At 67.5% G+C, this 14,560-nt stretch carries 13 protein-coding genes; 8 read left to right on the forward strand and 5 right to left on the reverse strand.

What is annotated here, in order from left to right; genetic code table 11:
- Positions 1-7: 7 nt before the first annotated feature.
- The 4 genes from ACO6D6_RS11490 to ACO6D6_RS11505 form a co-directional block, all read right to left on the reverse strand.
- The gene (locus ACO6D6_RS11490) at positions 8-2,590 is read right to left on the reverse strand and encodes a hypothetical protein (RefSeq protein ID WP_484785385.1); all 2,583 of its coding nucleotides are present in this window, start codon (positions 2,588-2,590) and stop codon (positions 8-10) included.
- Between the two features lies 1 nt (position 2,591).
- Entirely contained in the window at positions 2,592-2,972 is a 381-nt protein-coding gene (locus ACO6D6_RS11495) for a hypothetical protein (RefSeq protein ID WP_484785386.1), read from the reverse strand.
- Between the two features lie 306 nt (positions 2,973-3,278).
- Positions 3,279-4,118 (reverse strand): HD domain-containing protein, encoded by an 840-nt coding sequence (locus tag ACO6D6_RS11500; RefSeq protein ID WP_484785387.1) that lies wholly within the window; start codon positions 4,116-4,118, stop codon positions 3,279-3,281.
- Positions 4,119-4,226: 108 nt separating this feature from the next.
- Positions 4,227-6,287: a potassium channel family protein gene (locus tag ACO6D6_RS11505; protein ID WP_484785388.1), complete on the reverse strand. Its 2,061-nt coding sequence runs from the start codon at positions 6,285-6,287 to the stop codon at positions 4,227-4,229.
- 231 nt (positions 6,288-6,518) lie between these two features.
- Here ACO6D6_RS11505 and ACO6D6_RS11510 point away from each other — a divergent pair, with 231 nt between their 5' ends.
- The 6 genes from ACO6D6_RS11510 to ACO6D6_RS11535 all read left to right on the forward strand — a co-directional run bounded on the left by ACO6D6_RS11510 (position 6,519) and on the right by ACO6D6_RS11535 (position 12,380).
- The gene (locus ACO6D6_RS11510; protein ID WP_484785389.1) at positions 6,519-7,730 is read left to right on the forward strand and encodes an OmpA family protein; all 1,212 of its coding nucleotides are present in this window, start codon (positions 6,519-6,521) and stop codon (positions 7,728-7,730) included.
- A 23-nt stretch (positions 7,731-7,753) separates the two neighbouring features.
- Entirely contained in the window at positions 7,754-8,482 is a 729-nt protein-coding gene (locus ACO6D6_RS11515) for a hypothetical protein (RefSeq protein ID WP_484785390.1), read from the forward strand.
- Positions 8,483-8,519: 37 nt separating this feature from the next.
- The gene (locus ACO6D6_RS11520) at positions 8,520-9,170 is read left to right on the forward strand and encodes a hypothetical protein (protein WP_484785391.1); all 651 of its coding nucleotides are present in this window, start codon (positions 8,520-8,522) and stop codon (positions 9,168-9,170) included.
- Positions 9,171-9,202: 32 nt separating this feature from the next.
- Entirely contained in the window at positions 9,203-10,018 is an 816-nt protein-coding gene (locus ACO6D6_RS11525) for a hypothetical protein (protein WP_484785392.1), read from the forward strand.
- A 97-nt stretch (positions 10,019-10,115) separates the two neighbouring features.
- Positions 10,116-11,294: a hypothetical protein gene (locus ACO6D6_RS11530; RefSeq protein ID WP_484785393.1), complete on the forward strand. Its 1,179-nt coding sequence runs from the start codon at positions 10,116-10,118 to the stop codon at positions 11,292-11,294.
- A gap of 12 nt (positions 11,295-11,306) precedes the next feature.
- A complete protein-coding gene (locus ACO6D6_RS11535) occupies positions 11,307-12,380 on the forward strand; it encodes a hypothetical protein (RefSeq protein WP_484785394.1) in 1,074 nt (357 codons plus the stop codon).
- Positions 12,381-12,510: 130 nt separating this feature from the next.
- Here the strand turns inward: ACO6D6_RS11535 and ACO6D6_RS11540 are convergent, their stop codons facing one another.
- The gene (locus ACO6D6_RS11540; protein WP_484785395.1) at positions 12,511-13,368 is read right to left on the reverse strand and encodes a neutral zinc metallopeptidase; all 858 of its coding nucleotides are present in this window, start codon (positions 13,366-13,368) and stop codon (positions 12,511-12,513) included.
- 566 nt (positions 13,369-13,934) lie between these two features.
- On the opposite strand from ACO6D6_RS11540, the gene ACO6D6_RS11545 reads away from it, so the two are divergent.
- On the forward strand, positions 13,935-14,135 hold the full coding sequence (locus ACO6D6_RS11545) for a hypothetical protein (RefSeq protein WP_484785396.1): 201 nt from the start codon (positions 13,935-13,937) through the stop codon (positions 14,133-14,135).
- A 3-nt stretch (positions 14,136-14,138) separates the two neighbouring features.
- Positions 14,139-14,543 (forward strand): DUF5663 domain-containing protein, encoded by a 405-nt coding sequence (locus ACO6D6_RS11550; protein WP_484785397.1) that lies wholly within the window; start codon positions 14,139-14,141, stop codon positions 14,541-14,543.
- The last annotated feature ends 17 nt before the right edge of the window (positions 14,544-14,560 follow it).

Below are 14,560 nucleotides of genomic sequence, written 5' to 3' on the forward strand. Positions count from 1 at the left end.
TTTCTCCTTAGCGTCGATGGATGGGACGGCCGGTGCCCGGGGCGGGTCCGGGATCGGTGGGTTCCGGGGCGGAGCGGCGGTGCTGCCGCTGCCACTTGGTGACGAAACCGAGCCAGTGCATGTCGCGGATGGCTGCGTCCATGTCGGCGACGGACAGGGTGTCGTCGGTGGTGAACAGGTGGAGGGTGGCCCTCAGGGGGCCCTTCTCCGGGGAGGCCGCCACTGCGGAGACGCTGGTGGTGACCACGATCAGCAGGCTCAGCCCGGCGGGCACGGGAACCTCCCGGCCCTGGTGGAAACTGGACGGGGAGCTGTTGGCCTCCAGCAGCTGCCCCTCCGGGACCTGGGCCAGGAAACGGGGCGCGGCGCCGGGCACCAGTGGGGTGCGGGCCAGCAGGTTCAGGCTGCTCCTGGGTGGTTTGATGCGCCGGGGATTGCCTGCCTTCAGGGGTCGTGGGGCGGTGATGAGCTGGCGGTTCTCCGGGGGTTCGGTCTCGGCGCGCGGGAAGTGGTTGCGCTGCCCGGGTCGAGATCTTGGACATCCCGGTGCGGGGCCGGGTTGCGTGGCGGGCCGGATGCCGAAGTGTCCGATCTCCACATCGGCTGCGGTGTGACGCAAACCGTCGGTGTTGAACCTGGTGGTCAGGTACATGGCCAACCAGATGGCCGCCCACACCATGACCACCGACAACACCACCAGGGCCACGAACAACAGGCCGAAGGTGGCGACATCCACCGGCACCGTCTGGTACCAGGAAACGGGCAGCTCGAAACGGGTCGACAGGGGTTGCTGCCCGTCGGCCGCGGCGGAGGTCAGTTGCACCGCGACACCCGAGCGACCCCCTCCGATGGCCTCCGAGGAGGGGGTGAAGGACACCGTGACCTCGCGGCGTTCCAGGGGCTGGAGTTCGACGCAGCCTTCCTGGAGGCTGAGCCGGTTCGTCTCGTTCTCGACGGGGCTGCTGAAGGTACTGCCCGGTGCGAGGCACACCGTTGCCACACCCGACCTGGCGCCCGTCAGGATGAGCGTGGCGGTGCCGGTTCCGGTGCGTGAGATGGTGCCCAGGTCCAGGCGTTCGGCGGGCTGGATGCTCGGGAAGCTGTCGGAGTTCACGGGTGCGGCCCAGGACGTGGCGAGTGGCGCCAGCCGCAGGCCGGAGGCGGTGATGAGCCGGACGGAGACCCGGATGTCGAGGCGGGGCGTGGTCCGGCCGGGGGTCAGCCTGGTGACGATGGCGCCGCCCTCGATCCGGGTTTCAGCGGGAACCGGCTGCCCTTCGGGGTCGGTGATGCTCACCTCCGGTTCGATGGCCCGGTACACGCCGAGGTCGGCGGGGGTGCCGTCGGGGCGGGTCAGAAGGGTGCGGATCTCACCCTCCTCCCCGGCGATCAGCCGCGACCGGTCGGGGTCCGGGGCCAAGGTGAGGTCCGGCCACACACAGAAGGTCGGGTTGCCGCCGGTCGCGGGGGCCGCGACCTCCCAGCGGCCCGCAGGGGAACCCGGGGGAAGGGTCACGCGGGCGCCGATGTGCCCGGCGTCGTGGGTGGATTCCACGAGGTAGCCGCCCGAGGTCTGGGAACCGGGGACGGTGAACGCGACGGCCCCGCCACCGGGGGCGGTCAGCATCGCATCCTCGGTTTCCGGCACGGGGGTGAGGATGCCGGAACGCGGGATGCGCACCATGATGCGGCCGATGCCGGGGTCGATCTGGTTGCCGACATCCCCAGTGGGGGTACAGCCGGTGGCCAGGTCGTTCATCTGGGAGAACACCCCGTTCAGGTTCGAGGCGTCGTCGACCTGCAGGTAACCGCCGGGCGCCCAGCCGTCGGGGATCGGCCAGGTGCCGCAGGTGGTGTCGCCCAGGATGCCGATGCTCATGCGTTGCAGGTCGGCTGCCGCGGGGCCAAGTTGGATGCCCAGCACGACCACGCCGTTGGAGCGGAGCTGGTCAATGACCCCCGAACCGGGGGTGCAGATCTCCCGGCGGGCCTGTTCGATCACGGGGCCTGCGACGTTGGGGCCGTGGTCGTCGATGTCCTTTCCCTTGGCGGTGCTGAACTCGCCGTCGGTGAACCAGAACATGATGCGGCAGTCCGCGACCCGGGAACCGATCCCGAAATCCGAGAAACCGCCATCCAGGGCGCGCTGGAAGTCGGTGCCGCCCTTCGGGTCGAGGGTTTTGCGCGCCTGATCCACCATCGCCGGGATGACCTCGGAGCTGTCCTCGCCGTTGATGCGCTGCCAGGGGACGACCTCGGAGGTGGGCAGGTAGGTGTCGCTGAAACCGGCGACGGCGGCCTCGACATCGACCCGTTCCCCGTCGGGGCGTTTGATCCCGGACAGGCCGGTCAGCGCTGTGGCCAGGCCGTCGTAGCGCAGACCGCCGGGGTCCTTGCCGGGGAGCTTGAGGCTGCCGGATTTGTCCAGGACGAACAGGACGCTGACGCTGTGGGCGGTTTGCAGACAGCTGTACAGGTGGGCCGAGGCCGGGGCGATGGGGTCTGGTTCCTCGGCGGTCGCTGCGGGGGCGGTGACGAAGGTCGCCAGGACGAGGGCCAGGGTGATGAGGGAGGCGGTGAGGCGTCGCATCTCAACCCCCGAACCCGAAACGCGAGAAGTGGAGTGCGATCACCACGCCGTTGATCACGCAGGCCACCAGGACGGCGACGATTGAGATCCGCTCCAGGAAAGGCATCCGCATGGCCCGGGTTTTCCTGCCGGCGATCGCCGCCTTGTTTGTCAGCTGGCGTTGCAGGTAGATGAGGACGAACCCGAGCCCGAGCACCGCGACGTAGGCGATACCCGAGACCACCCAGGACCCCAGGAAAACGGCGGCCGCACCCAGGGCGGCGACGATCAGGGCCGCGATGGCGGGAATGATGGGTTCCGACCCGCGCGGGGCACGTCGTACCGGGCCGCCGGGGCGCACCACACTGGGCGGCGATGGCAAGGGTCTCGGTCCTGCTGACATCACGTCCTCCTGAAGCAGATCGTGCTCTCAGAAACATGACGGACAGGAGAGGGGTCAGTGGCGGGAAGGGGAGGGTCGTCGGTGGGAAGGGAAGGGGAAGGGGATGTCGGTTTGCTGGCCGTAATCCTGTTTTGCTGGGCTTGTTGAAGTTCGCTGGCCTCACAGCGCAGGCAAACGTGAACAAGGCCAGCAAACCGACATCAAGGCCAGCAAACCAGTGATAGGGCCAGCAAACCGGGAGTGGGTGGGGATGGGACGGTCGGTGGTCGACGGTGCCGCGCGGGCGTCGTCCCCACCCGGGTTTCCTCACGACGTTCGTGGGTTGGGTTCCGGGTGGAGCAGTGTGCGCATCCGGCGGTACTTGGAGGTCAGGCGCTCCCGGGTGCTCTCGTCCAGCAGGGCCATGCGTGCCGGGTCGCAGTTGTCCGCCAGGTCGGCTTCCTTGACCTGGAGTCCCAGGGCCGAGGCCCGGATGCGCGCCGCGTAGTCCTCGGTGGGTTCGCCGGGTCTTTTGGTGACCGCGGTGACGGCGTCGATCACTTCCGCGGGAATGCCGACGGCCGCCAGGTCGGCCGTGGTCGTCGGGGTGTCCTCCAGGACATCGTGCAGCCATCCGGCGGCCACGGCCTGGGCTGAGGCCCCGGCGGCCTCCAAGCGTTCGGCGACCCGTCGGGGATGATCGATGTAGGGATTGCCGGCCTTGTCCTTCTGTGCCCCATGTGCTTGGGTCGCCAGCCGGCGCGCTGTTTCCACCAGGGCCGGGCCGACGACCGGGCGATGTGCGCGCCCCTCCAGTGACTCATCCGGCAGGAAACTGGGCAGCCCCGCGATGTCCAATCCGAGCTCGGCGTTGCTCCGGCGTCTGGGGTCGAGCTCGAACCTCTTCAGGATCATCCCGTAGCGATGGTTGTCGTAATGGGACAGCGAACACACCAAACCCCGGGCGGTCTCCGCCGAGACCTCCTCGAAATCGTGCTTACCGCGGCTGGACAACGCCCAACCCACATCGTCGTCGCCGACCCATTCCCCGAAGTTCGGGATCCACCGCCAGGTGGAGGCGCCGTCGCCCACGACCATCGCGGCCAGACTCGCGAACTCCCCATCCGGCCCCCGGGTGGCGTAGAAGTAAACCTTCTCATCCTGCATCTCGCCCCAACCTCCTCGTTTCGACCAAACGACTTGACGCGTCCACAATATTCTTCGCGGGCTCGAGGCCGGAGTGCCGACGAGTTGGCCTGCTCACGCAGTACCTCCTCAGTCGGCGATCCCCTGGATGATCTCGATGCCCTCGGAGGCCAGGAGCGACCCCATGGTGTTGACGACGTTTTCGTCCAGCGACTGCTGGCCCTTCGTGAGTTCGTCCCACGATTTGTTGAAGTAGTGGCCCTCGCGACCGTTGCGGCGCTGGAAGTGGCTCCAGCGACGGTGTTCGGCGACGCTGAGGGTGAAAACCTGCTCGTCGGTCAGCGCGGGGGCGGGGGCTGGGTTTTTGCTGCGACGCCAGTCGAGGCCGATGGAGGCCAGTTTCACCGGGTAGTCCAGCACCACCGCCCGGTTGCTGCTCCTGTCGAACTCGGAGAGCTCCTCCCACGGGGTTTCCACCAGTCGCGATCCCGTCGGATTGCCCTCCGCCAACGCCTGCTGCCGGTAGCTTTCGTGCACCTGCTGCGCCAGGCGTTCGATGCTCTCGGAGTCCAGCAGTGGTGGGATGTCGCTGGTGATCGTCCAGCCGGAACGCTGCATCATCTCCGGCAGGCGGGAGGCCAGGTCGAGGGCCCACTGCTGCACGTCGTGGGGGTCGGCGTCGCTGGGCAGCGTCTCGGCGAGGAGCTTCCGCAATTTGAGCTGCATGGAGCGCAGCTGCGACGGTCCCGCCAGGGGAGCAGGCTCCAGGGGGATCCCGGGTTCCGCTTTCATGCCGCCCGCCGCCAGCACCTCGCGGGCCGCCCTCGCGTCGCCCTGGGTGAGCAGGCCGATGCCCAGGTCCATCCGGTGCCGATCGGGTGTGACGTCGACGATGTCGCCGCTGTTCTCGTCCCGCACGATGTCCGCGCTGAACAGGCTCGGGGAGTCCGGTGGCCAGCTCTCGGCGTCGCGACGAAGCTCGGCGCAAAGCAGGTCGGCCTCGTTGCGTTCCAGGACATTCGGGTCGGCCAGCAATGCGTCCCGGGAGATCAGCCGCACCCGGTCGGTGACGTCCCCGAACAGGTCCTTCCAGTGGGTGTTCTGGTCCACGACCAGGCCGATGTGAGTGGTGGGGTCCTCCAGCAGCTCCCTGGCGATGGTCACCGCTTTGCTGGATTCCGTCAGCGCCAGATAGACCCGGATGCCGCCGACCGTTCCCCTGCCCTTCTCCGGTGGCACCCAGGTGTCGCGGAACTCGTTGACCCTGGCCTCGACGCACGCGGGGAGCAGGGTCGTCTGCTCCGCCTGCACGGCGTCGCCGAATTTCTGGACCAGCTCGCCGGCCCAGCCGGTTCGTTCGCCCAGGCAGAGAACGCGGGGCCGCCAGCCGTCGTGCTGCCAGCCGAGGATGATGCGACGCGTCAGCTCGGCTGCCAGGGGGCCGTCGCCCACGACCACGGGGTCGGGGACGGCGGCGTCGCTGGGGAAGGGCGGGCACAGCCGCAGGGTTTCCAGCGCCAGCTGGGTCACGCGACACACCGTGCGGGCGGCGTCCGAGGAGTTGCGCGTCCACTGCCGGGCCAGGGCGGGGGAGTCGAACAGCGCCAGCGGTTGGGTCTTCGGGGCGGTCGAGGCGACGCGGCAGACCAGGTTCGCGGTCTCGTTGTCGTCGCCGCCGACTATCACCACGTCCTCGGCGCCGCGAAGCACCCCCGTCAGGTGCGGGTCGCTGAGGTCCGGGAGAACCGAGACGCCCCTGCCCGCCAGCCAGGCCTGGTCGGAGGGGTCGAGGTCACCGACCACCACGACCTTGGTACCTGCCTTGCGGTAGGTGTCGTTGCCGGCCAGCGACGCCGCCTCCGGGCCGTTGCCGACCACGACGACGTGGTTCCTGCGCCGTTTGGCGTCGAAGAGCTTTCGTCGTTGCGTAAGAACTGTCAGGAGGACCTGCATCACCGCGATGAACGCGACTCCCACCGCAATCCAGCGCGCAATGTCCAGGGGAATGGAGTAGGCCTCCTCCGGCATCTCCAGGACGAACAGCTGGATCGCGCGGTAGAACGCCTCTTCCACCCCGATGTCCGGTTTCGCCACCAACCAGCCCCAGGTGCCGAGACCCAGCACCACGGCGACCACTACTGTCCCGAGCAGGTACCACCGGCCCAAGCCCCGGTCCTTGTGATTTTCCATGGCCACACCAACCTCCAAGAATCGACCTCACGACTCCATGACGGACAATAGGGGGCGAGCGGACCGTGTTGAAACCATCTTGCGCGTGTCCGGGGACCCGGGGCCGGGTGGTTTATACTTGGGTTGCTCTCTTGTGCGGCCCGGCTCGACCGGCCTTGAGGGTGGTTCCCGGCGGGATGGGAAGTTTTTGGAAAACCCTGAAATCCTCGCCGCGGGGACCTACTGGGGAGTATGAAGAATATTTCGTTCTCCCGCCGGTTCCTTACGACCTGCGTCGTCATCTGCGTCCTGTTCGGGCTCGTCTCCTGTTCCTCCGATGAAGGCGAGAAGCCGTCGCTGACCACCGACGGCGTCGTTCTGATCACCAACTCGCACGCCAACGTGCCCAGACCCGACCTGTCGAAGGGTGTTTCCCAGCTGCTGGGCGACGCCCTCGACCAGGGGCTTCCCGTGGTCGTGGTTTCCGCCGACGGCACCCCCGAGGTCGCCGACCTCGGCGACCTGAAGGTGGACACCGTCAACCCGGATGTCCAGCGGGAAAGCCGGAAACAGGTCATGAACCGCATCAGGGCGGGCATCACAGTGCTCCCGAACGCCGACGGTGCCGCCTCCTACGACGCCTTCGCGGTCGCGATCAAGCAGGCGAGCTCCGAGGGCATGAGGCGCCCGACCTTCGTCTGCATCGAATGCGGCCTCGACACCCAGGGCCCGATCAACATGGCGCGCGAGGAAATCCTCACCAGCGACGCGGAGAGCATCGCCGCTTCCCTGAAGGAAACCGGCCAGCTCGTCACTTTCGGTGACAGGTTCGAGCAGGCCGACGTGATCCTCCAGTCGGTCGGCGCCACCGCCGCCCCGCAGCAGCCGTTCTCGCCGCGCGGCATCAGCAGGCTCACCGACATCTGGAAGGGCGTGCTGACCGCGGGCGGCGCCACGGTCACCGTCGATGAATACCAGCCCTCCTCCGGGGAACCCATCAAAACCGACCACACGGTGCCGACCATCACCCCGCCCGCCGACCCCACCGTCTCCCCGATAAAACCCTGTTCCCCGGAGGCCATCTCCTTCGACGGGGCCTCGGGGGCCAAGTTCCAGCCGGAGCTGAGCGAGTGGGTGGACGCGGCCGAGGCCCGCGAGGCGTTGCGGCCGGTCGCCGAGTGGCTCCGGGCGGACGCCACCCGCACCGCCGTCGTTTCCGGCACCACCGTCGACATTCGCTCCGGCGACCCGGAGGAGGGCAAGACCCTTTCCCTGGCCCGGGCGAGGGTCGCCTCCGACCTGCTCGTCGAACTGGGAGCCGCTCCCGGGCAGATCACCGATGTCCGAGGTCTAGGTCCTCACTATTCCGGCCGCATCGAGGACCGGGAGGCCGACGGCACCCCGATACCGAGTCTCATGACGAAGAACCGCAAGATCATCGTCGAACTCGCCTCCCACTGTTGACCTCCAACCGAAAGGAAACCGACATGACCCGCGCACCCGAGACCACCCCCGAGGAGGCCCACATCCCCCAGGCGCTGGGAACCTTCCTGCAGGAACCGGAAAAGCCCATGAAGTACTCCTGGTGGGCCCGATTCTGGGACCGCCGGGCCGGTCGTGCCGACCGCACGAAACCTCCCGCCAACACCGGTGACATTCCCGTCGCCGACACCCCTTGGCTGCGGAGGCTCCGGGGCGAGTGCGGCACGATGATCGCCAAGGAGCGGGTCCGCACCGAGGCCCTCGTCGCGGTCATCGACCGGGAGCTGCAGGAGCTGCGCGCCCGCCACGACAGGGCTGAGGTCGTCATCGAACAGGCCTCAAACGCGGAGGGGCGGGTCTCGGCGCTGAAGATCACCGACGACGTGGTGGGCGCCGGGGAGTATTACAGCAGCCCCGAGGAGCGCATCCAGCGCCGGTGCCGGGAACGCACCCAGGCGATGGACCGGTTGAGGCGGCGGCGCGAGGCCGCGGAGGCCGAGCTGCTGGAGCTCGCCCCCCGAATCGAGGTGCTGACCCAGGAACGCACCTCCCACTGGGTTCTTCTCCAGGAACGCTGCCGCAGGCTGGTCGAGTACCACCAGCGCCGCGCCGGCACCTACGTCCGCGCCATGGAACGCCGCCGCGACGGCGTCGTCTGGCGGGTCCCCGAACTCGACATCCCCGGATGGGCCGCCGCTCATCTTGGCACCGGCGGCCTGCCCGCCACCCACTGAACCATTGGAACCCAGGAAAAGAAGAAAGGAACCGACAATGAGCCTCCTCTCGTGGCTGAAAGGTCTGCGACGCCGACCCGAACCTCCCCGCGCTCGAGAACGCGCCCTGCCCGAACCGACACGGGTGAACCTCGCCGACGCGCAGGTCGAAACCGACTTCTTCGTCCGTCTCCCCGAGTGGAGTTCCTACGGCCCGAACCGGGTGGCCTGGGAGCTTCCCGACCAGGCCAGCCAGGAGGCGCGCTACCAGCAGCTCATCCAGGAGCACGCCGAGCGGGGTGGCCTGGACGGCCTGGTGCCGGACCTCATGGACCGCCTCATCCACGAGGAGATGGACGAGCTGCGCCAGCGGGTTGACCAGGCCTACGAGGATGCCGTCGGGATGCTCGACTACTTCCACGAGCAGGCGAAGCTGGCGCAAACCCGGCTCTCCTTCCTGGTGCAGGACAGGCGCGGGAGGCTGGCCGTCGCCGAGCAGGGTTATGCCACGGCCTACGAGGAGCTGACCGGTGAGGCGGTCGCGGTCCCGGATCAGCAGCCGGTCGGGATCGCCCCCATCCTGACCCCCACCCGTGTCGTGCCCTACCATCCGCAGCCCCTCGCCCGGGAGGAGGCCGCCGTGGAGCCGCACCGCGACGAGGACGACGGCCCGGGCGAGATGCCCGTCCCCGCCCAGCTCAGGCACTGACACCCCACCGGATCGAAGTCAAGGAGAAAACAATGTCAACCATCGTCGACACCGCGGGCGTCCCGGACGCCAGGACCCCGCGGCGCCATTACCCGGGTCTCTACGTCCCGCCCGGTTTCTGGGTGATGTACGCGGTCGGGATAATCGGGTGTTCGGTGGACGCCATTCTGGCGCTCTGGGTCATCAACACGGGCTTCCGCTTGCTGATGGGGCTCTCGATCCTGATCGTGGTCATGCTCGGGGCCATCGCGGCGGAGGCCGCCACCGCCGCCGCCATCTGCCTCAACAACGGCAAGAGGTGGCAGGCCGTCTTCGCGCTGATCGGAGTGGCGGTGCTGGGGATCCTGCTGGCCTGGGCCCGGATGACCTACGGCCTGTCCACGGAGGAGACGGGCGCCGCCCAGACCGACATATCTGCTGGTAACCAGACCCACGATGAGATCCCCGCGACCGCGATGATGCTGGGCCTCTACTGCGTGTCCATGATCAGCGTCTTCCTGGCCGCGATCAAGATCTTCCACCCGGCCCGCGGACAGCTCCGCAAGCATGACAAGCAGCGTCGCAAGGTGTCACGGGAACTCGCCCCGCTGGAGGCCGACCTCGTCGCCATCCACGAACGCATCGCCACCCGCGCCGAGAGGTTCAAGAAGCTGTGCGAGCAGCGCGAGCAGGTCCAGCGGCAGGTCGACGCCCGGGAGGGTGCGCTGAAGGCGTTCAGCCGCGACGCCATCGCCAGGGCGCTCGGCGACCCGTCGTCGACGCCCCTGGTCAGGGCGCCCCACGAACCCGGGGAGGCGCCGGCGGGGTCGCAGGGATCCCCCATGCCGCCCCGTCCGTTCCCCGTGTAGGGAACCCGTGGCCGGTTGGGCCGGTATTGATCCGGCCCAACCGGCCACGGCCGGGGCCGTTGTCCCTAGGATGGCGGGGGACGAGAGGAGTCCCAGGATGCAGTTCCAGAAATTATCGGACGAGCAGGTGGCGGAGCTGAAACGACCCCGGCCGGTGACCGCCGAACAGCTGAAAGATCTCAAGAAAGCGGTCGAGCGAAATTATGAAAACTACCTGGAATCCATCGAGAAAAAGGATGTCTGGGAGGCCGAGAAATATCTTCTTGAGGAGGCGGCTGCAGAGGTCGCAGAGAATCACTTGAAACGTCTTGACGAGGAATATAGACGCACCGGCCGGGCCGTTTTGTGGCTGTGCGAGGAGGTGAAATTCAAAGCTGATTGCTCGTACAAGCGAAAAGAGATTCTGGGGGATGTTAGAAAGATGACCGGGATCATCCAGGCTGGTCGGGGGAAAGAGATCTTCCAGGGTTCTCTGGGCGAGATGGATTCCTCGGGGGCATGGCAGGGCATCCCCGCGGCCGACACGCGACATCTGATGGAGAGCCGGCGAACTTCTGCGGAGGATCAGGCCATTGCCGCGCTGCCATCCTTGGCCGCGATCCTGCTGCCCCGGATCCTTGAGGTGCTCGGAAGCCGCAGTGGGCACGGCTCCTTGAGCGCCGACCAGGTGGAGGCCGTGCAGGTGTTGCTGGCCATCGCGGTCCCGGAAATGCCGGCTCCCGAACACGTCGCAAAACTGCTGGAAAACTTCGAAGACGACCTCAGGGAGTGGCGAACCGACCTGGCGCGGGTGCGGATGGCCCGGAAGCAGAACCACCCGCTGCCCGACCCGGATCTTCGCACGCATTTTCCGAAGCCCACCGGCCAGAGCAAGGTCACGGGAGACATCAATCACAGCAGGGGAAAGATCCTGCTCTGTCTCTACCTGTTCGTGACGCTCGCGCCCGTCGATTCCGCCGTCATCAGAACCGGCGACATGAACAACCTGCTCGACGCGGTTTTTGGGCCGCGAAACAATCTTCCCACCCATCACAGGCGACTGCTCCAGAAGGCGGGCGCCTGCCTGGAAAACGTCAAATCCGAATACCGGGTGGACACCGACGAACTGCACTCCCGGTGCCGGACCGACAACCGGTTCAAGACCCTCACCCCTGATCAACTGATCGGCATGCTGCACAACGCCGAGGACCGCTACGCGAGGCTCGTGCCCGGCCAACGACACCGGCCTCCGCGGTTCACGTGCGTTCTGCGCTGCCAAACCCACCATCCTGATTGAGAGAACCATGACATGACCGACGAGAACATCCGCGACGCCGACATCGAGTTATTCCGGAAACTGTTCCGCCCCGCCCCGGCGGGAGCCGCCGGCCTCGACGAACTGGACGACGGATTCACCGAATCCCGCGCCCGGCGCATCCTTGGCGACCCGGAACTGCTTGATCATCTCAAAGCCCTGGCCGCGCGCGTCGAACCCGGCGACGGCTGGATGTCGCAGGCGGCCGGGGAGGCCGCCCCGGCCAGCCGGGAGCTGCTGGGGGTGGCGCTGGCCGAACGATCCGGCGACCTGACTCCTGTGACCATCACCCGTGACGATGACGGTGTCCTGCTCACCCCCGAACCCCTCGCGAATGTGAAGGCGGACCAGCTGGCAGCGGTGGAGCTGCCGGGCGGTTTCGTCGCGTGGTTGCCGCAGGACCTGGGGCTCGCTCCCGTGGTTCGGTTCTCGGGTCCCGGGATCCCGGACTGGGTGGAGCTCGTCGCCGGAGTGCGCGCCGTTGAGGACCTGCGGGCCAACAGGTCGCGCACCGGCTGGGATCCCCTCGTGGTGGGGCCGCATCCGTTGAGCCGCTACGCTCTCGGCTGCTGGCTGGAGCGGCACCGGCCCACCGACATCCCGGAGAATGTGTTGCAGGCCGAGCTCGGGGCGTTGGCCTTCGAGTTCGCCGGGCTGCTGGGCGGTCCCGACGCGGCCCGCTGTTGGTTGTTCCCTCTGGGCGCCACCCTTGTCCGGTTGCATGACGAGATCCGAAAGTTGGGTGAGGGGGAAAGGGCGCTGGCGAGAGCGGGGGTCGCCAGCGCCACCGAAGCCTACCTGGCCACCTGCGGCGACGCCCCCGAGGCCGCCGACGTGGCCCGTGCCAAGGCGGGCGAAGCCTTGCCGTCGCCGTCCGTCCGGGAGGAGTTCGCCCTGGCGGCGGGCGGCCTGCTGGACGAGGAAGAGGAACAGGAACCCACCATCCCGAAGGAGTTTCTGCACCAGGTGGCGGAACGCCGTCGCCTCGCCAACTCCTTCACCCCGGTGCCCGGCGACGAACACGACCCGGAACACCCTTTCCTGGCGGAACTCCTGGCGTCGCGATAGCCGGGCGGTTTGCCCTCGCCCTGTCCTGGTTCGCTTGCCTCGTGGTCGTGTGCTTGCGCTGTAGCGCTGGCGTTTGACCGGAAGGCTGGCGGACGACGGGTGGGTGAGCGGGTCTCGTTGAGGCGATCGTTCAATCCACCATCTCCGAGGGCACCGTCCAGGTGTTGCAGCCCCCCATTTTCTGCATGTAGAAGCCCCGGTTGCCCCAGTAGGTCAGTGACTTGTTGGAGCCGTGTACCTCCTCACCCACCCGGCCGAAGGTGCGCATGGTGCGTTCGTAGTCCTCGAGGCCGAATCCCAGCTTCCCGACCGTCAGCTGGAGACGCGAGGTCATGCAGATGTCTTGGAGCTCTATGCGACGGCTGATCTCCCACTGGTCGTCGGACCGGAAGGACCCGTAGGCCTCCTGGAGGATGCCCAACTGGTTCTGGACGTGATGGAAGTGTTCGTGAATAGCGGTTTCGGCCGCGTCCGCGGGGTACTTGGAGGCGTGTTCGCTGCTTCTCCTCGACAGGTAGATGGTGCTGTTCCCGCTGCAGTAGAAGGCCGGGAACCTAGGGTCGTGGGAGCCGCACGGGGTGTCGATCTTGGAGTCGTAGGCGATGACCTCCACGGGTTCTTGTTCGATGCCGAGAGCGGCCAGGTAGGGATGCCACAGCTCCTGGAGGCAGTCGACCAGGGAACGGACGTAAGCGGTGTGGCTCTCGGGGGTCGGGAACCCCGGCGGTGGGGCGGGGCAGTTCCCGACGGGAAAGTTTGCCTCGTACAACGGGTTCGCCGTCAGGACGGCGGGTGCCTCGCCGGAGGTCGGTAGGTTCTCCCAGTCGCGTGGGGGAAGCCAATCGGGAGGCGGTGGCACCTCGGCCTGGGGGAGCCGCGGGGTCGGGGCCGTCGTCGGGGTGCCCGGGGTTGGGGCGGCCGTGGGGGTGTTCGTCGCGACCTCCAGGGGCAGGTTCCCGGTGACGAACCACATCCCGGTGATCACCACCGCCGGCAATACCAACCAGAACAGACCGGTCGGCAGAGCCGGTCGGCGTCTCCGGTACGACGACGGTGTGTCTGCGGGAGTAAAGGGGCGTCCGATACCGGGGAAACGAGGGCGGGTAGGTCGGTGGTCGGGTTCCCTCGATGGTTCGCCTGCCTTGTGGTCGTGTGCTTGCGCTGTAGCGCTGGCGTTTGACCGGAAAGCTGGCGTTTCCGTCGGGAGGGCTGGCGGACGACCGTAAGGCCAGCGGACGGCGGGTGGGCCGGCGTTCCGGTCGGGAAGGATGACGGGCGACGGCAGAGCAAGCGGACGACCGGAAGGGCGAGGATGCGGGGGAAGGGCCCGCAGCGCTGCTGGCCGGGTGAACCTTGCGGGATCGAAGGGGTCGGGCGTCCCGGGCCGGGCACGTCCTGGACGGTATCTGGCTGCCATGTTCATGTTCTGACGGACACCGGCGGACTCCGGGCGGGGGCCGTCCGTTTCCGGATCTTTGGCGAAAACCCTGAAGTCCGCAGCTCTCCTACCTATACGGGTGTGAAAGGAAAGTTCCGAGCTCCCGAGGAGAAGAAATGGAAAAGTGTCGCTACTGCGCAGGAAAGGGCAAGAGCTACTCCACGACCCTCAAGAAGTACGTGACCTGCGACGGGTGTGCAGGGAAGGGCCACACCGGCTGGGCGCGCTGCACCAACTGCAACGGAACCGGCAAGAACTACGACGGGAAACGCTACGTGACCTGCGGTCGCTGTGGCGGAACGGGAAAGGGGCGTTGAGACATGCAGGCCCTGGACCGCAGTTTCCTGGTCGACCTCGGCATCGACCACCTCTCATCCGGCGACGAGGAGGACCTGCTGGCGGAGGTCTACTCCGAGCTGGAGCTCCGGGTCGGCCAGAGGTTCGGCGAAGAAATGACCGACGAGCAGTTGGAGGAGTTCGAGGACCTGATCGAGAACGGTTTCGGCGCGGTGATGCGCTGGGTGTTCAGGACCCGGATCGGGCCGCTGGACTGCCCGGTCTACACGAGGCTGAGGGATTCCAGTCCGGATCTGTCCCCGGAGGAGGTTCTGTGCGAGTGGGCGCAGGTCAAGTGGCTGGAGGTGAACAGCCCCAACTACCCCCAGGTGGTGGCGGAATGCCTCGCAGAGATCCGGGAGGAGCTGCGGCGGGCCATTCCCGCCTGACCCCGTCGCCGCGGGAG

Source organism: Arachnia sp. (genome assembly GCF_057238465.1).

Coding starts and splice junctions, on each gene's coding strand:
- ACO6D6_RS11490 (WP_484785385.1), bottom strand. CDS start 2,590: ATGCGACGCCTCACCGCCTCCCTCATCACCCTGGCCCTCGTCCTGGCG.
- ACO6D6_RS11495 (WP_484785386.1), bottom strand. CDS start 2,972: ATGTCAGCAGGACCGAGACCCTTGCCATCGCCGCCCAGTGTGGTGCGC.
- ACO6D6_RS11500 (WP_484785387.1), bottom strand. CDS start 4,118: ATGCAGGATGAGAAGGTTTACTTCTACGCCACCCGGGGGCCGGATGGG.
- ACO6D6_RS11505 (WP_484785388.1), bottom strand. CDS start 6,287: ATGGAAAATCACAAGGACCGGGGCTTGGGCCGGTGGTACCTGCTCGGG.
- ACO6D6_RS11510 (WP_484785389.1), top strand. CDS start 6,519: ATGAAGAATATTTCGTTCTCCCGCCGGTTCCTTACGACCTGCGTCGTC.
- ACO6D6_RS11515 (WP_484785390.1), top strand. CDS start 7,754: ATGACCCGCGCACCCGAGACCACCCCCGAGGAGGCCCACATCCCCCAG.
- ACO6D6_RS11520 (WP_484785391.1), top strand. CDS start 8,520: ATGAGCCTCCTCTCGTGGCTGAAAGGTCTGCGACGCCGACCCGAACCT.
- ACO6D6_RS11525 (WP_484785392.1), top strand. CDS start 9,203: ATGTCAACCATCGTCGACACCGCGGGCGTCCCGGACGCCAGGACCCCG.
- ACO6D6_RS11530 (WP_484785393.1), top strand. CDS start 10,116: ATGCAGTTCCAGAAATTATCGGACGAGCAGGTGGCGGAGCTGAAACGA.
- ACO6D6_RS11535 (WP_484785394.1), top strand. CDS start 11,307: ATGACCGACGAGAACATCCGCGACGCCGACATCGAGTTATTCCGGAAA.
- ACO6D6_RS11545 (WP_484785396.1), top strand. CDS start 13,935: ATGGAAAAGTGTCGCTACTGCGCAGGAAAGGGCAAGAGCTACTCCACG.
- ACO6D6_RS11550 (WP_484785397.1), top strand. CDS start 14,139: ATGCAGGCCCTGGACCGCAGTTTCCTGGTCGACCTCGGCATCGACCAC.